Annotated in this window: 18 protein-coding genes and 1 pseudogene; 11 read left to right on the top strand and 8 right to left on the bottom strand. The window is 44.4% G+C overall.

The window, feature by feature from the left end; genetic code table 11:
- Positions 1–181 precede the first annotated feature (181 nt).
- From RTP55_RS08780 to RTP55_RS08760, 5 genes are all read left to right on the top strand, one after another.
- A complete protein-coding gene (locus RTP55_RS08780) occupies positions 182–637 on the top strand; it encodes an Mpo1 family 2-hydroxy fatty acid dioxygenase (RefSeq protein WP_095356396.1) in 456 nt (151 codons plus the stop codon).
- A gap of 150 nt (positions 638–787) precedes the next feature.
- Complete coding sequence (locus RTP55_RS08775) at positions 788–1,978, top strand: hypothetical protein (protein ID WP_312114061.1); 1,191 nt, start codon at positions 788–790, stop codon at positions 1,976–1,978.
- 439 nt (positions 1,979–2,417) lie between these two features.
- The gene (locus tag RTP55_RS08770; RefSeq protein WP_062334198.1) at positions 2,418–2,789 is read left to right on the top strand and encodes an HAD-IIIC family phosphatase; all 372 of its coding nucleotides are present in this window, start codon (positions 2,418–2,420) and stop codon (positions 2,787–2,789) included.
- Between the two features lie 46 nt (positions 2,790–2,835).
- Entirely contained in the window at positions 2,836–4,410 is a 1,575-nt protein-coding gene (locus tag RTP55_RS08765) for an aminoglycoside phosphotransferase family protein (RefSeq protein WP_312385613.1), read from the top strand.
- Positions 4,401–5,132, top strand: a complete 732-nt coding sequence (locus tag RTP55_RS08760; RefSeq protein ID WP_312385612.1) for a glycosyltransferase family 2 protein — start codon at positions 4,401–4,403, stop codon at positions 5,130–5,132. The genes RTP55_RS08765 and RTP55_RS08760 overlap by 10 nt, the downstream gene beginning before the upstream one ends.
- Before the next feature lie 74 nt (positions 5,133–5,206).
- Here the strand turns inward: RTP55_RS08760 and RTP55_RS08755 are convergent, their stop codons facing one another.
- The 7 genes and pseudogenes from RTP55_RS08755 to RTP55_RS08725 form a co-directional block, all read right to left on the bottom strand.
- On the bottom strand, positions 5,207–6,283 hold the full coding sequence (locus RTP55_RS08755) for a WavE lipopolysaccharide synthesis family protein (RefSeq protein WP_312385611.1): 1,077 nt from the start codon (positions 6,281–6,283) through the stop codon (positions 5,207–5,209).
- 160 nt (positions 6,284–6,443) lie between these two features.
- The gene (locus RTP55_RS08750) at positions 6,444–7,415 is read right to left on the bottom strand and encodes an HpcH/HpaI aldolase/citrate lyase family protein (protein ID WP_312385610.1); all 972 of its coding nucleotides are present in this window, start codon (positions 7,413–7,415) and stop codon (positions 6,444–6,446) included.
- A 77-nt stretch (positions 7,416–7,492) separates the two neighbouring features.
- Positions 7,493–8,629 carry a cysteine protease StiP domain-containing protein gene (locus RTP55_RS08745; protein WP_312385609.1) on the bottom strand — a complete coding sequence of 379 codons (1,137 nt, stop codon included), beginning with the start codon at positions 8,627–8,629 and terminating at the stop codon, positions 7,493–7,495.
- Between the two features lie 2 nt (positions 8,630–8,631).
- Positions 8,632–9,462, bottom strand: coding sequence for a hypothetical protein (locus RTP55_RS08740; RefSeq protein ID WP_312385608.1), 831 nt, complete (start codon positions 9,460–9,462; stop codon positions 8,632–8,634).
- An 82-nt stretch (positions 9,463–9,544) separates the two neighbouring features.
- Positions 9,545–10,732 carry a phosphoribosyltransferase domain-containing protein gene (locus RTP55_RS08735; RefSeq protein WP_312385607.1) on the bottom strand — a complete coding sequence of 396 codons (1,188 nt, stop codon included), beginning with the start codon at positions 10,730–10,732 and terminating at the stop codon, positions 9,545–9,547.
- A gap of 27 nt (positions 10,733–10,759) precedes the next feature.
- Positions 10,760–11,842, bottom strand: a complete 1,083-nt coding sequence (locus tag RTP55_RS08730) for an ATP-grasp domain-containing protein (protein ID WP_312385606.1) — start codon at positions 11,840–11,842, stop codon at positions 10,760–10,762.
- Positions 11,843–12,073: 231 nt separating this feature from the next.
- Positions 12,074–12,190 (bottom strand): annotated as a pseudogene (locus tag RTP55_RS08725) (IS5/IS1182 family transposase); the annotation flags it as partial.
- 160 nt (positions 12,191–12,350) lie between these two features.
- Between RTP55_RS08725 and RTP55_RS08720 the strand changes: the two are divergent.
- Positions 12,351–14,414, top strand: coding sequence for an OPT family oligopeptide transporter (locus RTP55_RS08720; RefSeq protein WP_312385605.1), 2,064 nt, complete (start codon positions 12,351–12,353; stop codon positions 14,412–14,414).
- Between the two features lie 168 nt (positions 14,415–14,582).
- Here the strand turns inward: RTP55_RS08720 and RTP55_RS08715 are convergent, their stop codons facing one another.
- Complete coding sequence (locus RTP55_RS08715; protein ID WP_312385604.1) at positions 14,583–16,097, bottom strand: aminoacyl-histidine dipeptidase; 1,515 nt, start codon at positions 16,095–16,097, stop codon at positions 14,583–14,585.
- Between the two features lie 228 nt (positions 16,098–16,325).
- On the opposite strand from RTP55_RS08715, the gene tauA reads away from it, so the two are divergent.
- From tauA to RTP55_RS08690, 5 genes are all read left to right on the top strand, one after another.
- Positions 16,326–17,393 (top strand): taurine ABC transporter substrate-binding protein, encoded by a 1,068-nt coding sequence (gene tauA / locus RTP55_RS08710; protein ID WP_409418431.1) that lies wholly within the window; start codon positions 16,326–16,328, stop codon positions 17,391–17,393.
- A 29-nt stretch (positions 17,394–17,422) separates the two neighbouring features.
- Positions 17,423–18,202 (top strand): taurine ABC transporter ATP-binding protein, encoded by a 780-nt coding sequence (locus RTP55_RS08705; RefSeq protein WP_312385603.1) that lies wholly within the window; start codon positions 17,423–17,425, stop codon positions 18,200–18,202.
- Between the two features lie 154 nt (positions 18,203–18,356).
- The gene (locus RTP55_RS08700) at positions 18,357–19,160 is read left to right on the top strand and encodes an ABC transporter permease subunit (protein ID WP_409418432.1); all 804 of its coding nucleotides are present in this window, start codon (positions 18,357–18,359) and stop codon (positions 19,158–19,160) included.
- A gap of 30 nt (positions 19,161–19,190) precedes the next feature.
- The gene (gene tauD / locus RTP55_RS08695; RefSeq protein WP_309593675.1) at positions 19,191–20,054 is read left to right on the top strand and encodes a taurine dioxygenase; all 864 of its coding nucleotides are present in this window, start codon (positions 19,191–19,193) and stop codon (positions 20,052–20,054) included.
- A 317-nt stretch (positions 20,055–20,371) separates the two neighbouring features.
- Positions 20,372–21,739, top strand: coding sequence for a tyrosine-type recombinase/integrase (locus RTP55_RS08690; RefSeq protein ID WP_312385600.1), 1,368 nt, complete (start codon positions 20,372–20,374; stop codon positions 21,737–21,739).
- Positions 21,740–21,809 lie beyond the last annotated feature (70 nt).

Here is a 21,809-nt window from a genome sequence, read left to right as displayed (position 1 = left end):
GCCACTGATATCAAAAGCCATTGTTATTAAAAGCCACTGATATCAAAACCTATCAGTGTAAATTCGCTGATTTGAAAAACGACTAGGGTGTGATACGATTCAGGGGTAACTGATGGGCTTCACACCCATTTTTTATCAGCAATTTTTTTCATTGTTTTTATTATCTTTAAGGAAGAAGATTATGGCAACCGTGACCCTGCTTCATTCAAAGAAATCCCTACAAAGCTGGCTGGCTGACTACGCTGTGAGCCACCAACACCCTATCAATAAAAAAATTCATTGGCTGTGCGTACCCACGATTTTTGCCAGTATCTTGGGCATGGGAATGTCATGGCAGGCGGCGTTTACGTTGGTATTGATTGCTTTGGTAATGCTGTTTTATCTACGCTTGTCTACGCAATTATTTATTGCTATGGGCATGTTTGTGCTGTTTTGCTTGGCAGCGATTGCTATCTTGCCATTTGGGTTTAAGTTTTGGTTTGGCGTATTTGTGGTCGCGTGGATTGGGCAATTTGTCGGTCACAAAATTGAAGGTAAAAAACCGTCATTTTTTGAAGACTTACAATTTTTGTTGATTGGTCCTGCCTGGGTCGCGAATTCGTTGAGTGAAAAATTGGCAAAACCTAAAACGTCATAAAAAACTTCATATTCACTAAGAAAACCCAACATATTACAGCGGCTATTTCCTAGATAATTGCAATGGCTTTGACTATCGCTAGGTTTTTTGGCGATGTATGGTCGACCTACTCATTTTGAGTACCATATCACTTGTTAGCTTGCTGTTATTATGATTAAAAAAGTATCCAACCGTTGGCAACGTATTGACGTGCCGCAAACATTACCGACTATTCACGCGGCTTTGGCTTATTGTAAAAGCCAATTAAATAACTTGGGTGATAAAGGCTTTATCCAAATCAAAATTGCCGATGGCGAGTATTATTTAAGCCAAGTTGAAATTGATTTTTTTAGTGATCGGGTAGAGATTATTGGCAATTTGGACAATCCTGATAAGGTGCAGTTACATTTTGATGATGCCCATAACCGCTGTGGCTTTTTGATGCAGCGGGGCAACGGTATTTTTAAAATCGATGGCATGACTATCAATGGTACTAAGGCATTTTTGGGCTATGGACAGTGGCAAGATGAAGGCTATGGTGCCGGTATCATGTGCAATTACAATAGCCAAGTGCTGGTCGGGTCAAAGGTCCGTATCAATAAGTTTTATTATGGGGTTGCCGCCCGCTTTGGCTCAAGTATCCGCTGTGAACCTGGGGTGATTGTACAGTTTGCGGGGGATGTCGGTTTTTTTGCGTATGGGGGCTCGATAGATGCCCAGCAATGCGAGGCTTATCACTGTGCGCATTTGGATGAAGACTTGGGTTTTGGATTCTGCGCGGAATCCAGCGGCTTTGTCAATGCCGATAACAGCGTGTCTGCACACAACCATATCGGAGGGTTTTATGCACTCACCAATGGCTCGATGTGGTGTCATGATACCAGTGCCAGCGAAAACAAACATGGCTTTTTGGCGCTGCACAGTGGCATGCTAAGCTGCAATAGCATCAACCGACGTACCAATGCCTTTCGCAATTATGGCTATGGCTATTTTGCTGACAATGGCGGGCGTATTTTGGCTAATCGCAGTCTTGGCAATGAAAACGTGGTCGGTGGCTATTTTGCCCGTCATCACGCCAGTATCGATATCACCCACGCCAATGCCAACCACAATCAGGGTCACGGCTATACCGCAATCAATGCTACCTTGCTCGGTAACGGTGCTGAAGCGCGATTTAATCAAGGTAACGGCTTTGTCATAGGGCAGTCAGGTTTTTTGGATGGCAGTTTTTTGATGGCGTATGGCAATGCAGGCTATGGCTATCACTTAGATCATTGCCAAGCCTTTATGCCCTATGCCCGTGGCTGGAAAAACGCGCTGGGTCGTATGTACAAAGTCCATAGTTACGTCGCTATCAAATAAATTTTCCACGCCTTGCCGCGGTTTTTTGCTTACTGTTGTTTCGCTTTTTAATCTTTTAGCCTGTAGCCTATCAATCCATCATTAATAAAAGCCAATATTTTATTAAATCACAACCTATTTCATTTAGATTCATCAGCTTCTCACCCGCTTTTTACTGCATTTCTCGTGCTATGGCTTACCCTCAAAAATTGTCAACATCGATTGATTAATTGGTTAAAAGCGGTCTAACCCATATTAAGCATTGTGATTAAGCCCTATAATCGATTTTTTTCTCGCATTCTTACCTAAATTTACAATAAGTAATGAATAAGTAATATCATTTGGTAGGGATTCGTTTTAAGGTATTGAAATTAAAATAACAATCAAATACTTGATTTTATTAAAAATACAAAAAATTTTAGTTTAAGTCTATCACTGCAATATTAGGAACATAATAACAATGAAGCGGCTAATCTTTGACCTAGATGATACCCTATGCACCACCCAAAACGGCGACTATGCCAATGCCCAACCCATCACCGAAGTTGTCGAAAAACTTAAAGAATACCATCGACAAGGGTTTACCATTGTCATCAATACCAGTCGCAATATGCGCACCTATCAAGGCAATATTGGCGCTATTAATAAAAACACGTTGCCAATTATCATCAATTGGCTGGCACAACATGATATCCCGTATGATGAATTATACGTGGGTAAGCCTTGGTGCGGCTTTGAAGGGTTTTATGTAGATGACAAAGCTATTCGACCCGACGAATTGGTCAAGTTAAGCTATGCAGAGATTTGCCAGCTGCTTGATTTAACACCTTAATAAAAAATAAAAACAACAATAACGACCTTTAAGGTAATTTAACGCCATGATACTCATTAACGCCTCTTCCTATGTCAATGCCGAATTTGAAGCAGAAATTGGGCGCATTCCGCCTTGTATGCTGCCCATCGGCAATAAAAAACTATTACAGCTGCAAGTCGATGTGGTACGCCAACAATTCCCCCATGAAAAAATTCTATTGTCCCTACCTGAAGCTTATACTTTGACCATCAATGAAAAAGCGGTGATTGAGTCTCTGCCCATTGAAGTGGTGACAATCGCTGAAAATTTGGCATTGGCTGAGACCATTTTATATGTGCTTAATCTAGCGATTGATAAATCTTACCAGCATATTCGTATCATCCAAGGGGATATATTTTTACCACACTTAGTTGATTGCTCAGATTGTATTGGCGTGTCAGATAAAACGCGCCAATACGACTGGCAGCAAACCAAAAAAGTGAAAGAAAGTCCCACTGACTGGATTGGGTATTTTGCCTTTTCCTCACGGCTAGAGTTGATTAAAGCGCTAGCGATTAGTAAGAAAAATTTTGTACGGGCGATTTATTTGTATCAACAAGCTATCGCAATGAAATCGGTAAAAATTGAGCCATATTATGATTGCAGTAATTTTGTGCATTATATTCATGCCCGCGCCAATATGACCACCGAACGCGCCTTTAATTCACTGCAGATTCGTGAAGGCATTGTCACCAAAAGCAGTGATGACAACAACAAAATTGAAGCGGAAATTTATTGGTACACCCATATTCCTGCGCCACTCAGACGTTTTACCCCGCAGTTGATTGATTATCAGCAAGTGGACGGACAGTTTAGTTATAGCTTAGAGTTCTTGCCATTATTACCGCTCAATGAGTTGTATGTGCATGGGTTAAATACCACTGAATTTTGGCAACATATTTTTCAGCTATTAAAAGAATTTTTTAGTATGGCCAATCAGTCCGACGTGCATCGCCATATCGAAACCGGGTTTGCCAAATCATATGCCGAAGATTTGTACCATAAAAAAACCTTAAAGCGGCTGTACGCGTATGCCGATGATGCTGATGTCGATTTGAATAAAGCTGTAATATATGATGAAACGATGCTTGGCAGTACGCTAGAGATTGCGCAGGACTGTATCGACAAAGCCTTGGCACTGCCAAACACCGTGAGTGTCATGCATGGCGATTTATGTTTTAGCAACATTATGTATGACATGCGCGGTCGCCGGGTAAAAGTTTTTGACCCACGGGGCACGGATTCTAACGGCAACTTTAGTATTTTTGGTAATGCAAGCTATGATTTAGCCAAGCTCACCCATTCTGTGATTGGTATGTATGATTTTATCATCGCAGGGCGTTACGAAATTATTGATAGCCCTAGTGGTAGCAATATACGATTCGATATTGATAAGCGTTTGGAGCAAATCCAGCAAGAATTTTTTGCAGGCACCTGGGTCAATGGCATGACCACAGAATCTATCATGCCAGCGGTGGTGTTATTGTTCTTATCCATGCTACCCTTGCACGCGGATAGACCCGATCGCCAGCGCGCCATGCTGCTCAATGCGTATCGTTTATACAAAATGTATGTGATGGAGGCAGTGACATGTTCGTAATTCCAATGGCAGGGCTAAGCAGTCGTTTTTTTAAGGCGGGCTTTGAGGTACCTAAATATCAATTGTCGATTGCCGATACCATTGTGTTTGATTTGGCAATCAAGTCTTTTGAGCGCTATTTTAGTACCGATTTATTTTTGCTTATCGTGCGCGATGTATATGATACCCCGCGCTTTGTTGCTGAGCGATTAACGCGCTTGGGTGTGCGCAATTTTATGATTCATACCCTTGATGGCGAGACAGCGGGGCAAGCTGAAACAGTAACGCTGGGACTCGGCAATCCTAGCATTGATGACGATGAGCCGATTTATATTTTTAACATCGATACCTTTCGCTATGGTTTTGAAAAGCCTGACTGGGTAGAGTCCGTTGATGGCTATTTAGAGGTATTTGAAGGCGAAGGCGACCATTGGTCATTTATCGCCGTCGATGACGATGACAGGGTGATTAAAACCACCGAAAAGCAGCGTATCTCTAATCTTTGCAGTGATGGCTTGTATTATTTTAAATCCAAGCAGCAGTATCTATCGTTGTTTCAACAAGCGGTTGCCCAACAGTTGACGGTTAACAACGAATATTATATCGCCCCGATGTATAATTTATTAATCGCACAAGGCGGCAGGGTTGGCTATGTCAAAATCACGGAGGACGACATTGATTTTTGCGGTACGCCGGATGAATACCAAGCGCTTAAAGCCCACGGTTTAAAGGTTGATGTTTAAAAATTGGCGTTTAATTGTTTAACTGTTGAAGAAAAGCTTACCATCTATTGCGTAAGCTTTTTTATTTAGCGAATTTAGGGATAAAGACGGGAGAAAATCTGCTGTTGATCGACTGGGCTAGTTTGATAAAACTCTGCCGCGGCAATACTTTTCATCACCGCTCGTTCATCTGCATGCGCCAAGCGGGTTTCGTCGACTTGGTTGGGATACCAATATTGATAAAACAGCTGATACCAGTCATCATGGCTGATGCAGTTCATCGCCATAAAAGCATCGGTCAGTGTCCACGCGTATTTGGGTAACCGTAGTCCGTAGTCTGTCATATCAAGCACAATCACGTCACTCGCCAAAAATGCCTTGTGCGCGTCTAGAATCTGCTCGTTGAGTTCATTGTAATAGCTTGGCGTGGCAGCGTAGCCGATTTGATTGGCATAATGACTGGCAATATGCTGTTCGACAGCCAACCGCGTGCGAAAAGTATTGTCCGCAAATTTGGCATCGATATCTTGTGCATGCGACTCAAAATAAGTGGCATTGTCACGACTCATCAGGGGTGCCGACCAAAACGCCTGCAGTCGATCGGTCTTGCCAAATTGCGCCCAATCGCTGATATGAAACGCCATATGCTCAAACATGCTGGGGTCGATGGTAAAAAACGACGGCACGACTATCGGCGAATAGTCGGTTGCTTTAGTTTTTGAGGATAAATGGCGCTGCGAGTGCGACGTTACTTGCTGGGTATAATAGCGATAAAATTGTAGCAGATTATCATTGAGTAAGTAGCTATCGGTGCGCAGTTTCAGCGCATATTCGGTGCTAACTTGGCTTAAACCCGCTTGCGTGGAGATGATTTGTCGATTGACGTTGTTGGGGGCGTCGTAGCCAAATTTGATATTGGGCAGACCACCAGGATCTGGGTTTAAAATCAGCTGATCGATACCCAATTTGTCGGCGCTGTCAAACTCGGTGGGCAACGTAAGCGTATCCCAAGTCGATAATACAATGGTTGCATGGGGCAATGCTGCTCGGGTTTTGGCGACGTTAGCCATAAAATCACTGCCGTCATCACCGCCCTGCCCTAGCTGGTGAACGTTGATACCACCTTGAAAAATAACCGTCACTGACTGACTGGGGAGAGTGTTTGCTTGCATAGGTTTCCATGATGCTGATTATCAGTTAAATTGTTATCATTAATTATTGTTATCTGCTAACCCGTCATCATAGCGCAAATTTGTTCAATTATCGGTCAGTGATTTGTTATCTGACTTTGATGTGACAAACTGTTAGACATTGGCTGTTAAAACTTAGCTTTTAGACATTGGCGCGGAGCATGACACTGGTCGCCCACGCGCGATGCGTGGCTGGCTCAAGCATACTGTTGTCTTGCTTGAATACCGCCTTGGCATCAGTAGCAAGAATCGCGGTGGCTTGACTGCGCTCTATGTCATTGACATAAAAAGCGTGTTTGACTGCAGCAATTTGGTCAGGGTGAATGATGGTTTTTCCCACCAGTCCCAAGGCGACATCTTGCCGCAATTCTTCAGCAAACAAGGTAGGTTTATCCAAATATTCAAACACGGGCGCGGTCAAATAAAAACCTTGCGGCACGAAACACGCAATTAACTGATAGATGAGTATACCGACTGGGGTTTGATAGATCGTCACATCAGACGGACGACGCAAGCGCAGCGAGGCAAATAAATCATTGCCGCCAATACGCAGTGCCAAAATCGACTGGCTAAACCCTTCGCTAAACGCTAGCGCCAGTTCTTGGTTGTGTATCGGGTTAAAGATGAGTCGAGTCTCAAGGGTCGGCATCAATAACTGTGTCGATGGCAATGCCTGACAAGCCAATCGCCAATCGGCAAGGCTTTGCATATCAATTTTTGGTAACACAAAGCCATCTACCAAAGCAATCGACTGCCAACTAGCAAGCTCGCTGAGCATCAAGGCGTTACGCGGTCGGATAAACACCATCGGGCGTGAGCCTCGCGGTGAAATTGGACACGATTCATCGTTAACACCATGCGTCTGGGCGTGCTGAGCCCATGTTGCAAGCAGCTGCTTTAAATTTGCGAGCGCGGCAGGAATCTCACTTTCACTTACCGCATCTTCCAAACAAATCACGATACTGTCAATCTCAGCCAATTTTTGCTGGCTAATAATTTGCCAAATATCTTGGCGCGTGGCTGGCATATATAAGGTTGCGCCCAGCTGATAGGGATTGATAGTCGGCGCAACAGACGCAGGTAAAAAATGATTTACAGGGTGTAATAGTGTCATAAAAGTACAATGTGCGTAAAAGAGCGGTTAGGATAAATGGGCGGTTAACAAGATCGATGAGCGCAAAGACGCGGTTATCATTGGCTTCTGTTCTTAATAATGGTGACAGCTTGGTAAGGTGCAATGCTGGCATCTGCAATTACTTGAATATTTTTTTCCTCACAAAGATGCCGCAGTAATGCCGTATCTTGTCCGTCTGCCCTCTCATTGACCAATACACACTCAGGGTCGCGCCGTAATATCGCGCGGGTCGCCTCGGCAATGGTGGGTTTGATACGGTTACGATTGCTGATCGCAAAGCGCGCCGCCAAGTCCTCTATCACAGACTGGGTGGTAAAAGTCGGCAATAACTTGCCCGTTAGCGGCGTTGGTAAAGGCGTTTGCTGACGCAGCGCATCAATGGTTTGGATAAACTCGCCACTGCGATCCCAAGGCTGTAACTTGTCATAATACACTGCTTGGTGCAGTCCATCACTGGGCTCACGATACAGGGTGCGCGATATCAGCCCAGAGACAGTGCTATTGAGCAAACTTGCCGGCATCAGCCAATCATCCTCACTTGCCGATAGCCAAGCCACCCCGGCAGGATCTGCCAACGTCACCAGTGGAATCACCCCGTCGCCTTGGTGAAACAGTTGCGCTTGTTGCTGCTTATCAGTGATTTGGGCTAAACTTCGTTGCAACTCACCATATATAGCCCCTTTACCCGTCCAACCATCGACAAACACAATCGGACTATGGGGATGCTGCTGCAAAATATATTGCAAGGCAACAGGGTCAAGCCCGCGGTCACGAATGATACTCACCCCGTAATGCTGGCTGGCTAACGCATAGCTGGCAGATGCATCACTAAGCGCTTTTTGTAGCAAGACCCCAATCGGCAATCCTGCCCGCACGAGACTGACCAATATCAGCGGCTGCGAGGCACTCACGCAAGCATGAAATAGCTGATGTAAGCTAAAGGCAAGGCTTGTGACATCATTTGCCATGCGCTGTTTGCCTGCCGCCAATGCTTGATTGTACAAAGTTTCATGCGTGGCGCTGGGCGGTTTTTCAAGCGTGAGCATATCTGAATAATGGCGCTGACCTGATTGGATTAACGCTTCTTTTTGGGTTGGGCTGATATCACTGACGCTATCAGCACGGACGATATCGAGCAGCAAGGTAACCTCAGAAGGTAAATAACTACCCGAAAAATTTGCCTGAATTGTCATGATTATAAATACCCTTGACTGATAGCATCATGCAGTTGCCCTCGATTGGGCGTGCCATACCAGTCCAATAATTGTAAAAACGGCAAATCCGCTAAGCTATCACCAAAACCAAAACAAGGGCGGTTTTTATCCAAATGATAATCGAGCAAAAAACGCATCGCGTGATGCTTGTTGACGACGTGCGGCAAGAGTGCCAAGTTATTGGCATTGACATGGATATAAAACTCATCGCCCAAATCAGCCGCCTCATTTAGCAGGCTCGGCAACTGTGCCGCAAACTGCAGCAAAGCATCGTGGTCTTTATGCCGATGTTTGATGGCGACATATACCATCAAATCCGTCGCGTTATTGTCTACTATAAAGTGTTCATAATGTGGGGTTATGCGTAGTGCTTCAAACCCTGCCAATCGCGCCATAAGCTGGGTGAGTTTGGGTTGTAGCGCCACCAATTGCCCTGCCATTAGCCGCTGCCAACGCGCACACAGCTGCCCCGATGGCGCTACAATCACCGCACCATGGGTCAAAACTTGCCAACTATCAAACGGCAGTTTGACGCGCATAATCTCAGTGGTATCTCTTGCGGTGACGGGGATGAGCTCCGTTGATTGGGATAACCAATTAAAAAAATGGCGCTGCTTTGGGGTCAAAAAGCTCAATGGCGCATTCTGCTTATCGACGGTCGCCGCCACTAACCCATCCATTGGCAATTGCCAAGCTGCAATTTTTCGCTGGGTTTGAAACAAGGTATCATCCAAATCCATCAAAGCATAAGGCTTGACTAGCGCGACTTTTGATTCAAAAAAACGGGCTTCGGGTTTAAAAAAATCGGTCATTCACACTCACTTTTATCAAACTTAACTTTTATCGATTTTGTGGCTGATTAGCTTTCGGACTTCGCTTGTCAGGTTTAGAATGTCAGATTTCGAGTCTTGGTGAAATTACCATGACATTATCAAAACGCTGCCAAATCTCATCCACGCTATCTTGGGGGGTTTCCACGCACAACAGCACCCAATCCCACGCCTCAGGCGTCACGTTGTAAACAAAATTGGTCATGCCCAAGCCATAATGATCAAAGAACTTGATGACGCTAGTCACGGCGCTATCAGCATGGATGGCGATGGGTGACCGCGTTAAGGCAGAAAATTTGACATCCGCTTGATATTGCGCCAGGCGTTCAGCAAGCAACAATGGCAACCAAACAAACTCATTACTGCCCAGCACCAAGATCTTTTGACGGGCGAAGGACGCTAGGGTCAATTGTCTTTGGCTCAGCGTATGCTGCAAACCTTGCAGCAAAAAATCCAATCCCGATGTACTATCGCGTGTCGGTTGTCTACCCCAATTGCCGGTAGGCAGCAGTGGCTGACTGCCTGCCTCTGTGGTTGACACATTTGGCATGGTAACCGCGGGCGCATTTACCCTATCTGTCCACGTCCAATCTCCTGCCAGCAAATGATGGCGAAAAAAGGCGATGTCATTAAAAATATTACTATCCGTTTTGCCCAGTTTTTTGCCCAGTGACCAATCAACCAGCGTCGCCAAATGCACTTGCTCAAGCTTACTCATTCCTGCTTGACGCAGGGCGTTGACCACATTTTGGCAGGTATTACCTGTGGAAGCTTCGTCATCGACCATAATCAAGGTTTTGGCGTTTTCAACGTTCGCTTGTAGCGCGCTGTCATCACTTTGGTAAATCAAATGCACACTGGCATGACTATGATCTTCGTTAAACGTGGTGAAAAGCTCTGCTGCCTGTGCATGCCGTGTTGAGTTGAGCAAAATAGCTTGCGGATAACGTGCCTGCAGCACTTGATGCACCCCTGCCGACAGTCCGACTGCGGTCTCTGCCATACCAATCACCACAATTGGCTCGGGCAAATCATCGGGTATGAGAGTCGCCAACTGGGTGAAGGCTTGTCGCATTTTATCCGGAGATACCGGAATATGTCGCCCCAATACTTTGGATACAAACAAAAACGCGCGCTTGGGATTGATACGCTCAGCAAACCCCAACAAATCATCAAGCTGATAATCAGCGCTGGTTTGATAACGTAAAGTAAGCTCGCCACGCGATAACGAAATGGTTTTTTGCTGGTCCATGGCGTCTGTTGTCCTGTTATTTTTGCGTTAACCGATTTTGACACTGGTCATGAGCGGACGCACGATGCAAGGGGTGATGGTATCACGTACCGCTGCTAAATGCGGTTTGGTAATACAGCCTGACCAATAGGCAAAAGCTAATTGGGTTAAATTCATCGTGCCGTTGTCAAAGGCGTGATCGGTGTAACCAATCCCACCTGATGCGCGGCTATTGATTTCCAGTACCTTGTGCGTCCCATTTTCATCAGCCTTGGTTTGGATGCTCACAATACCATCGGCTTTTAGGGCTGCCACTAGGCGCTTGACAAGTGCCATCACTGCCTCGTCATAGCCCACATGCTGCTCACTGCCTTCTTTATAGCGCGTCACTGCGGCTAACACTTCCCCTATCTCACATACCACATCAATCGAATATTCTTTGCCTACTAAATATGGCATCAATAGCATGACAATGGGTTTGTCAGTTACCATTTGGCTATGGTTATAGGCGTGTAAAAATTGCGCAAGATGGATTTTTTTAGCATCGGTGAAGTATAAATGCTCAAAACTATCCCACGCATCGACCGCTCCCGTATCGAGTCGCCAAAACCCTTGCGCAAATATGCCTTTGACGGGTTTTACACATAACGGCTGCCCACCATGCAACGCTAGTAGTGCCATTAACTCATCTGTATTAGCAAACTGCCAGCCACTTGCCACAGGGATATCATGTTGCTGGCAAAAAGCTGTAAAAGCGGCTTTATCATCCATTAATTCAAGCGTAGCTGTGTCAGTTGCGCCTGTCAACAACCGAATACCGGCTGCTTTGAAGTCATGACGTCTGGCTTCGTAATCTTGGCTGTTACGCCCTGTGAGTACCACTTTGACATGGTGGTGTTTGGCACGGTCAAGTACAAACCCAACCCGTTCACTTGGCTCGGATGGCTCTTGGTACGCTATGTCGGCACAGTTTAAGATTTCTAGTCGTGGTTGTCGATGGGATGCCACGATGGTCATGGGTAAGTTATATTGGCATTTCATGGCTTGCATGGCAAGTAGCATCTCACGCTGGCTTGACTGCCCTTCTGCCAACCAAATTGAAAACGGGGTATTACTGGGGTTTAAAATCATTGAACTTCCATTGGCAACGCATCATGCCATTTAACTTATTATCAACTGGATGAGAAGCCGTATCATAAAATAAAACTGGGTTGGATGAATAGCATTTTTAGCATTTCGTCCACTAAAAAATCTTGGGCAACTGAACGAGTGAGTAACGCAATCATAATTTTTTTCCTTTACCGCTTAAATGCTGGCTAAATCAGGGATAAAATCTGCAGACTGTTGTTAAATTAACCACCGTGATTTTAACCGTTTAACAAAGCTGTCTTTATCACAATTCAAATGAATTTTAAAGCTGCAGACGATTTTTACTTTGTCAGTGCTATCTTTTTTACTGACATAGGCGGCTTCATTCTCTTAGCTATTAAATGATCGTCCTATTCAGAACCGTAGTGTTACGATGTTTCGAGGGTGAGGGTGCTCGATAAAAGTTATTGTTTTAGCCATAAAACGCAGTATAATCCATAATATTTTTTTTACTCACCATCAACTTTTGCTTTTACATGGAGATTTGCCCATGCAAGTTCAGCCTATCGGTGATATGTATGCCAATCACAAAGAATTGACGCTAAGGGGCATTATTCTTGGGGCATTAATCACTGTCATCTTTACCGCGTCCAATGTATATCTTGGACTTAAGGTCGGGTTAACGTTTGCCTCGTCCATTCCGGCGGCGGTGATATCAATGGCGGTTTTAAAATTTGCCAAAGATAGCAATATTCTTGAAAATAATATTGTACAAACCCAAGCTTCGGCGGCAGGTACTTTATCGTCCATTATCTTTGTGTTGCCAGCGTTATTAATGCTTGGTTATTGGACAGGGTTTCCGTTTTGGCAAACCACTATTTTATGTATCGCTGGCGGTATCTTAGGGGTGATTTTTACTATTCCGCTTCGCTATGCGATGGTCGTTAACAGTGATTTGCCCTACCCTGAAGGCGTTGCCGCTGCTGAAATTTTGCGGGCAGGCGAACAGGACACATCAGATGATACCACCGCTCAGTCAGATGCCTCAACAGGCGCCAAAGATATTGTGATTGGTGGCGCGTTATCAGGCATTGTAGCGTTTTTGACCGGTGGACTTAGGGTGTTGGCAGATTCGGCAGGCTACTGGTTTAAAGCAGGCTCGGCGATTACCCAATTACCCATGGGGTTTTCCATGGGGTTTTCCTTGGCGCTACTTGGCGCAGGCTATCTAGTTGGCGTAGCGGGCGGTATTGCTATTTTGCTGGGTATCGTTATTGCTTGGGGTGCAGCGGTGCCGATATTGACGAGCATGACGCCTCAGCCCAGTGACATGGAAATGTCGGCATTTGCCATGAAAATCTGGAAGGAAAATGTCCGTTTTATTGGTGCAGGTACCATTGGTGTTGCCGCGATTTGGACGCTACTGACGCTTATGAAGCCAATGATTGAGGGATTAAAAATTTCCATGCAGGCGCTCAAAGGTGGCAATTCATCAAACCTCAGTCGTATGGAGCAGGATTTATCGCCCAAGGTTATGATCGGCTGGACGGTGGTAATGACGTTGTTATTGGCGGTTAGTTTCTATCAGTTTGTGGCGGATGCAAGCTTGCCAGCGGGTTTGGCATGGTTATTGGTATTGGTTTGTACCGCGGTCACCTTTATCATTGGTTTCTTGGTAGCGGCAGCGTGTGGTTATATGGCGGGCTTGGTTGGATCGTCGTCTAGCCCAATTTCAGGTATTGGTATTATCTCGATTGTGGTGATTTCGCTCATTTTATTGCTTGTTGGCAATGCCTATCCACAATTGTTAACCACGGGTGATGGCAAATTTGTCACCGCGTTGGCGTTGTTCTGTGGTTCGGCGGTATTATGTGTGGCGACGATTTCAAATGACAATTTGCAAGACTTAAAAACGGGTTACTTGGTAAAAGCCACACCTTGGCGTCAGCAAATTGCGTTAATGATTGGTGTGGTGGTAGGTGCATTGGTAATCTCCCCTATCTTAGAACTATTATACAAAGCTTATGGTTTTACTGGGGCATTGCCTCGTCCTGATATGGATGTCTCGCAAGCCTTGGGCGCACCGCAAGCAACCTTGATGACCACGATTGCCAAGGGGATTTTTGCGCATAATTTGAACTGGGACTTTATCCTTATCGGTGTGCTAATTGGTACGGTACTGATTGTCGCTGATACTTTATTACGCAAAACTTCAGCGGGTAAATACAGCTTGCCTGTATTGGCAGTGGGTATGGGTATTTATTTGCCACCTACCATTAATATGCCGATTTTTATAGGCTCGGTGTTGGCATGGTGGATTAAAAACCGTATTACCAAAAACAGTGCGGCGGCGCAACGTGAGCGCAACTTAAAGCTTGCAGAGCGCAAAGGCACGTTATTTGCTGCAGGGTTAATTGTGGGCGAAAGCTTGATTGGCGTTATTATGGCGTTTATTATTGCCGCGTCAGTCACGACGGGCGGCTCAGATGCACCGCTCGCGCTTAAACTTGCTAATTGGGACAATATTGCCCAATGGCTAGGGTTATTGGCATTTGTATTGGCTATCGTGATACTAGCAAGACGCGTGTTAAGCAGTGCCAAAACATCGGGATAATAGGCATTAAAATCCAACATCCTTATAAACTAAACCCTTGAAAATCAGTGTTTTCAAGGGTTTTTTACGTATCGCGGTGTGAAAAAATAGGCTCAAAACCCTAGATTTAAAACCTTAGCAACGACATTTTTTCACAACTGTGATAGCAGCATAAGCAATCATTAGCCATTACAAGACTTTTAATAAGTCTAATAGCACCTGCCAAGTTTTTGCCACGCTGGCGATTTCTACGCGTTCTTTGGGTGAGTGTGCCGCACGGATATTTGGACCAAAAGAAATCATGTCCATGTTTGGCGCTTTACCTTTAAATATGCCGCATTCAAGACCGGCATGAATCACCTGCAGCTTTGGCTCGCCTGCAAAATGACTCGCCATCACAGATTTTGCCACTGCCAATAGCTTGGAATCTGGGTCAGGTTGCCAGCCTGGATAATCATCGCTTAACTCTAGCGCTGCCCCTGCCAAATCTGCTAAAGCTTGTAGCCGCTGGGCAATGTCATCTTTTGGGGTTTCACCCAAAGATCGCATCAGACAACGTATCTCAAGGGTGGCGGTTTGATTATTGTCGTGAGTTTGGGCAAGCTTAACCACGCCCGTGCTAATTGATGTATCTACCACGCCGGCAAAACTATCGCTCATCCGTATCACGCCATTGGGTAGGCTACGCAGCAAGTTAAGCACACGCTGACTGTCGGCTATACTAAGAGCGGAAAGGTTGGCAGCGTCAGATGACAGCGCGTCCGTGGCTACTAGTTTTTCAACAGTAACGGTGAGGTTGGGTTCCGTGATTTTATATTCAGCTTGTAGCGTTTGCAAGATAGTAGGAAGTAACTGGCTGATACGCTCAAAATCACCCAACACCGCCGCAGAGGCTTCACGCGTAATCACATTCCGCAGTACCCCACCTGTCCAGTGTTGTAGATAAAAAGGCGATGAGCCAAACAGGCTTGCCAGCACGCGCGCCAGTAACAAGTTAGCATTGGCTAAGCCTTTATGAATATCAATGCCAGAGTGCCCACCTTGTAAACCGCTCACCTTAATTACCATCGGCGTGACATCGTCGGTTACGGTAATGATCGAGGAAGTTAACTGGAATGTGGCATCACGTCCGCCAGCACAGCCAATAAACAGTTCACCTTCATCTTCCGAGTCAAGGTTAATCATCGCAGGTGCGGTCAGCCACTCAGGGTGAATAGCTTGGACGCCGCCCATGCCGATTTCTTCTTCACAAGTCAAAATCAACTCAAGCGGTGGATGGACAATATCATCACTAAACGCCACCGCCAATGCCATAGCAAGCCCAATACCATTATCTGCCCCAAGCGTCGTATCGCTTGCCCAAACCCAATCGTCTTTAATGACAGGTTTGATAGGGTCAGTGATGAAATCATGGTTGGTGGTTTCCCCTTTTTGTGCCACCATGTCAAAATGCGCTTGGATAGCCACCGCAGGATGGTTTGCCATATTGCTATCAAGCTGTACGCTTGCTGGCTTATAGATAAAAATATTGCCTTTTTCATCTTTTTTGACCGTTAACCCGTATGGCTGTCCGCGGGTTTGTACTGCTTGAACAATAAAGTCACCCAATGCATGTTCATGAAAAGTAGGATGTGGAATAGCACAAATTTGATCAAACCATTGCCAAACAGCAGTGGGTGACAGTTGAGAGAGATTGGTTGTCATGGTATTGCCCGATTTTTAGTGTATCAAATATCAAAGGCAATATTGTAGCGAATTTTACTTACGAATTGTCAGCTTATTTCTGGTTAGCTTAGTTATAGGGCGATTGGCAAACGCACAGTATTATTCCATTTTAGAAAATACAATATTGTTAATATTATTTTACAGAATATAAAGGTTTTTACATAATAATTCACATACAGAATATCTATGATGAATTAAGGGGTAAAAATGACTAAGCAAAATAAATTATTCGCGGCAGGATTGACCGCAGGCATTGTGGCGATTGGCGCGGGCTATGTTTATTCTCAATCACCAACACAGTCGCAAAATCAAACAACGTCCAACAGCGCATCCGCAGCGGGCAACACATCAACTGCAGATAGCAAGCAAGCCGTTACCATTGCTTATCAAACCGGGGTTGACCCAGCCAAACTTGCTCAAGCCGACAAAACCTATGAACAAACCACGCAGCGTGATATCAATTGGCGAAAATTTGATACGGGTGCAGACGTCGTTGCTGCCATTAGTGCCGGCAGCATTGATATTGGCAATATTGGCTCAAGTCCATTGGCAGCCGCTGCCACCAAAGGCGTACCGCTTCAAGTTTTTTTGGTGACCAGTGAAATCGGTGAAGCAGAAAGCTTGGTCGTGAGAAATGCTAGTAATATCAAAACACCGCAAGATTTAATCGGTAAAAAAATTGCCGTACCCTACGTTTCTACCACCCATTACAGCTTACTTGCCGCGCTGAAGCATTGGAACATTGACCCAAATAAAGTCACCATTATTAACCTTCGTCCACCGGAAATCAACGCGGCTTGGGAGCGAGGAGATATTGATGCCACGTATGTTTGGGAGCCTGTTTTAAGTAAAGTCAAAGCCACTGGGCATGTTTTGACGACTTCAAAAGAAGTGGCTAGCTGGGGTAGTCCGACCTATGACTTATGGGTGGCGCGTAAAGATTTTGCCCAAAAAAATCCTGACTTTTTAAAACAGTTCGTCAAAATCAGCACCGATGCCACCGGTAAATATAGCCAAGACCCTAAAGCCTTTATTGGTAATGCTAGCAACGTGCAAAAAATTGCGCAAATTACAGGTTCAACACCGAGCGATATCAGCAACCTACTGGCAGGAAATCGTTATCTACCCGTCAGTGAACAGCAGACTTTGCTACAAAAACCATTTGCTGACAACATCCGCAAAACGGCTGAATTTCTTAAATCACAAGGCAAGGTGGATACCGTATTAGCTGATTATTCAGATTTTGTCACCAATCAATATTTGGATAGCAAGTAGTGGCAAGGCTTAACAAGGAATGAGATAGCATGAGCGGATTAGTGATTGAAAATTTAAGCGTACAGTATCCAACTACCCAGTCCAATAGCCACCCCACGTTGGCACTTGATAAGGTGAATTTATCATTGGAAGCGCAAAGTTTTTGTGTGGTACTTGGGGCGTCAGGCTGCGGTAAAAGCACTTTGCTCAACACCATTGCAGGCTTTATTCCTGTGACCCAAGGCGCGTTAAGCCTAGACGGTCAAGCCATTACCAAACCCAGTGTAGATAGAGCGGTGGTATTTCAAAACCATGCGTTATTCCCTTGGCTCAATGTCGCTGACAACGTCAGTTTTGCTGGCAAATTAGCAGGGGTCGATGCCAAAACGCAAGCCAAACAAACCGAGCAAATTTTGCAGTGGGTAGGACTAGAACATGCTGCCGAAAAATCGATTTGGGAATTATCAGGCGGGATGCAACAACGTGTGGGCATCGCCCGCGTACTAGCATCAAAAGCCAAAATGTTATTACTAGATGAGCCGTTTGCTGCCCTTGATGCTTTTATGCGCGAATCCATGCAAGAACTACTGCTCAATATTTGGCAACAAAGCAAACGACAAATATTGTTGATTTCGCATGATATTGAAGAAGCGTTATTTTTGGCAACCGACTTGGTGGTGATGGGTCAAGGAAAAATTCTGCACCATTACCAGCCGACTTTTAGCCAACGCTTTGCCCAAGGACAAAGCACGCGCGCCATAAAATCAGACCGTGAGTTTATTGAATGGCGAGAACAGTTATTTCAGCAAATTGTGGCGGGTCGTATTTGACAGCTGCTAAAACTGCGCCAATTCATCATAATAATTTAACAGGAATTAGGTCATGACGAGCCAAACAATTTCTAAGATTGATACCGCAACTCACCCCGCTGATAAACCAATCGACCATCAGTCAGCGCCAACCGCAGCCGTTATTGAGACTACCATGACAACACGCCCCACCCCTGCCTCATCTTTTGTATCCCAACATCATGGGGTAGTCTGGGGGTTTATCAGTGTGGTTACTGCCTTGGCGATTTGGTGGGCGGTGACTGCGACAGGACTGGTGCCAAGTTTATTTTTGCCAAACCCTACCAGTGTGTGGCAACAGTTTGTCAAAGTCTCCACTGAAGGCTATATGTCGGCCACCTTGATACAGCATACCTTTGCCAGCCTAGGAAGGGTATTTATTGCCTTGGTTTTGGCAGTGGTGGTGGGTGTGCCTATCGCTATTTGGATGGGAACCAATCGCACAGTTCGGGCTATTTTTGACCCGTTGCTCGAGTTTTATCGCCCAATTCCCCCGCTCGCTTATTTGCCATTATTGGTGATTTGGTTAGGGATTGGTGAGCTGACCAAAATCACGCTTATCTTTTTATCGATTTTAGCCCCGATTATTATCTCAACATTGCAGGGTATTTTGACCGTTAATAAAAGCCGCCAATTTGCCGCGCTATCGCTCGGTGCAACCCCATCGCAATTACTTTGGCATGTGACATTGCCATCGGCTTTACCGCATATCCTAACAGGGATTCGTATTGGGCTGGGTGTAGGTTGGTCGACTTTGGTGGCAGCTGAATTGGTGGCTGCAACTAAAGGGTTAGGCTTTATGATTCAGTCAGCCGCGCAGTTTCTATCGACGGATATTGTCATTCTAGGGATTATAATTATTGCGGTGATTGCGTTTATTTTAGAAATTTTATTAAGAAAATTACAAGCCAATCTTGCCCCTTGGTACGGCAAATATTAAAACAGCTATAACAAGTGATAACTGAACAATTTGGAGATCATCATGACCACGTTAACAATCGAAAAAATCACCCCAAATATTGGCGCGGTGGTGACAGGTGTCGACTTTAGCCAACCTTTGGTAGAGACTCAACAACACGAAATTGAGCAAGCATTATTGACGCATCAAGTCTTATTCTTTCGTAAACAGGCAATTACCCCAAAACAACAAGCGGATTTTGCGCGTCAATTTGGCTCACTGCATATTCACCCGATTTTCCCCCAAGCCGATAACCAGCCAGAGATTGTACTGCTTGATAATCATAAAACCGATTTGCGAGACAATGCCATTTGGCATACCGATGTGACTTTTAGCGAAACGCCACCGCTTGGCAGTATTTTGGCAGCCAAACAAGTTCCAAGCTTTGGTGGTGATACGCTATGGTCAAGCAGCTATGCGGCGTACGATAATTTATCACCTGCGTTTCGCGCTTTTTTGGCAGGGTTGACGGCAACGCACAATATTATTCAATCCTTCCCGCAAGAGCGATTTGGCAATACCCCCGAGGGCTTTGCTCAGTGGCAACAAGCGCAAATTGACAATCCGCCTGTAGTGCATCCTGTCATTCGCACCCACCCTGTCACCGGTAAAAAATTGATTTTTGTCAATGAAGGCTTTACCACAAAGATAAATGAATTGTCCGACTCAGAAAGTAAATCGGTACTCAACTTTTTATTCCAACATATTAGCAAACCTGAGTTTACGGTAAGATGGCACTGGCAAAATGATGACATTGCGTTTTGGGATAATCGAGCTACTCAGCACTATGCGACCCATGATTATGGCGATACGGTACATCGTGTCATGCACCGTGCGACTATCAATGGGGATAAACCGTTTTATCATTCAATCTAATGGTTGCTCAATTAATAGATTCAACAAACTTGCTATCAAGGATAAAACAATCAATGACAATGAGGTAAACTAAAAAGCAGATGATAGTGAATTTATCAATAAAATTAATGTTTTAGATTAAGGATTAAATCAAGAAAATGGTGCGCTCGGCGGGTGTCGAATCAGTGAATCATGGCGTACCATAGTCTATAATTTTTTACATATATTCAATAACTTAGGTTATAGATTATCTCATTTTATTCCATTATTACTATCCTAATATCTGCATTTAATGTACACTAGAATGTACACTAAAGTAATATATAAATGAATGATTTATGGAAAAACGTAAGCCCATCACTTCAGACCGTAGTATCAGCTCACATAAAGCTGAAGCAAAAGAGTATCTAGTTCCAGTTAAAGGTCGCCCAAAATTATATTTAATGGTACGCCCTAACGAAACAAAGTCATGGCTCTTTCGTTATACTTCACCCAACACTGGTAAAAGTCAACGTATCTCATTTGGCATTTATCCAAGCATTACATTAGCTCGTGCTCATGATATTTGGCAAGAATATCAAGATTTATTAAGTAAAAATATTGACCCAAACGATAATCGAAAAGCTGTTAAGCAAGCACTACTTGAGAATGACGATAGAACATTTGGCAGATTTGCTGACGAGTATTTTGATACGCTCAAAACAACGCTTAAGCCTAACACCTTACAACGTAAACTAAACTGCCTAAAACTACTTAAAGACAGCTTTGCTGAAACACCTATTGGTGAAATAACGCCGCCGCAAATGCTTTCAATGTTGATTGATGTGCAAAACCAGTTCGTTAAGGCAGACGGTAAACCTACAGAAAAGGCTGAACGCTGTGCCAGCATCGCTAGCGATATTTTTAAGTATGCTAGCGCTCGTGGTTTTTGTAGTACAGACCCTGCCAATATGGTAAAAAGCCAATTGATTAAGCCCGTATACGGTCACCGTCCTGCAATTATTCAGCCCGATAAATTTGCCAAACTGCTACAAGACATTGAATCCTTGGCAACTAAAGTTGATGGTAATACCATTAGTTCACTTAGGCTATTATCTATGCTGTTTGTGCGTAATGGTGATTTACGTCGTATGCGTTGGGCAGATTTAGACTTTAAAGAAGCTAAATGGCGATTTCAACCACTTAAAGGCGAAAGCAAAGAACATATGGTGCGAGATATGGTCGTACCTCTACCCCGTCAAGCCATTGAAATTTTACAACACCAGTATAAAATCAATGGTCATAGTGAGTTTGTTTTTTATAGCCCTTCGGCTAAAAAGAACGGCATAATCTCAGACAATACCGCCAATAAACATCTTAAAGAATTAGGCTATCAAAATGTCCATTGTGTGCATGGATTTCGTGCAAGTGCTAAAACCATGCTCCAAGAACAATTAAAGTACCCAGCAGTGATTGTTGAAATGGGATTGGGTCATATCACCAAAGACCAAAACGGCACAGCTTACGGACGTTTTGAATTCCTTGATGAGAGAACTGAAATGATGCAAACATGGGCAGATTACCTTGATGCTTTAAGCAACGATGAAGATGTGAGCCTTTTTAAAAATCGCACTTCATTGAACCCAAGTAAAGGGATGCCTGAAGAAATTATGAAACAATTAATTAAACAATTAGGAAAAGATAAAATATTAGAATTAATAAAATAAAATTTAATTTTATCTAAAATATACATTATTTAAGAAAAACCTTTTTTGAGAAAATCATGCACAATAAGCT

This window comes from Moraxella sp. CTOTU47579 (genome assembly GCF_032004885.1).
Classification (GTDB): domain Bacteria; phylum Pseudomonadota; class Gammaproteobacteria; order Pseudomonadales; family Moraxellaceae; genus Faucicola; species Faucicola tetraodonis.
Note: the sequence above shows the minus strand (reverse complement) of the source record. Positions and strands in the feature narration are given on the sequence as shown.

Excerpts from the sequence above, each read along its gene's own strand:
- RTP55_RS08745 (WP_312385609.1), bottom strand. The coding sequence starts at position 8,629 with ATGACAATTCAGGCAAATTTTTCGGGTAGTTATTTACCTTCTGAGGTT.
- RTP55_RS08765 (WP_312385613.1), top strand. The coding sequence starts at position 2,836 with ATGATACTCATTAACGCCTCTTCCTATGTCAATGCCGAATTTGAAGCA.
- RTP55_RS08780 (WP_095356396.1), top strand. The coding sequence starts at position 182 with ATGGCAACCGTGACCCTGCTTCATTCAAAGAAATCCCTACAAAGCTGG.
- RTP55_RS08720 (WP_312385605.1), top strand. The coding sequence starts at position 12,351 with ATGCAAGTTCAGCCTATCGGTGATATGTATGCCAATCACAAAGAATTG.
- RTP55_RS08775 (WP_312114061.1), top strand. The coding sequence starts at position 788 with ATGATTAAAAAAGTATCCAACCGTTGGCAACGTATTGACGTGCCGCAA.
- RTP55_RS08770 (WP_062334198.1), top strand. The coding sequence starts at position 2,418 with ATGAAGCGGCTAATCTTTGACCTAGATGATACCCTATGCACCACCCAA.
- RTP55_RS08740 (WP_312385608.1), bottom strand. The coding sequence starts at position 9,462 with ATGACCGATTTTTTTAAACCCGAAGCCCGTTTTTTTGAATCAAAAGTC.
- RTP55_RS08730 (WP_312385606.1), bottom strand. The coding sequence starts at position 11,842 with ATGATTTTAAACCCCAGTAATACCCCGTTTTCAATTTGGTTGGCAGAA.
- tauA (WP_409418431.1), top strand. The coding sequence starts at position 16,326 with ATGACTAAGCAAAATAAATTATTCGCGGCAGGATTGACCGCAGGCATT.
- RTP55_RS08760 (WP_312385612.1), top strand. The coding sequence starts at position 4,401 with ATGTTCGTAATTCCAATGGCAGGGCTAAGCAGTCGTTTTTTTAAGGCG.
- RTP55_RS08755 (WP_312385611.1), bottom strand. The coding sequence starts at position 6,283 with ATGCAAGCAAACACTCTCCCCAGTCAGTCAGTGACGGTTATTTTTCAA.
- RTP55_RS08690 (WP_312385600.1), top strand. The coding sequence starts at position 20,372 with ATGGAAAAACGTAAGCCCATCACTTCAGACCGTAGTATCAGCTCACAT.
- RTP55_RS08715 (WP_312385604.1), bottom strand. The coding sequence starts at position 16,097 with ATGACAACCAATCTCTCTCAACTGTCACCCACTGCTGTTTGGCAATGG.
- RTP55_RS08735 (WP_312385607.1), bottom strand. The coding sequence starts at position 10,732 with ATGGACCAGCAAAAAACCATTTCGTTATCGCGTGGCGAGCTTACTTTA.
- RTP55_RS08700 (WP_409418432.1), top strand. The coding sequence starts at position 18,357 with ATGACAACACGCCCCACCCCTGCCTCATCTTTTGTATCCCAACATCAT.
- RTP55_RS08705 (WP_312385603.1), top strand. The coding sequence starts at position 17,423 with ATGAGCGGATTAGTGATTGAAAATTTAAGCGTACAGTATCCAACTACC.
- RTP55_RS08750 (WP_312385610.1), bottom strand. The coding sequence starts at position 7,415 with ATGACACTATTACACCCTGTAAATCATTTTTTACCTGCGTCTGTTGCG.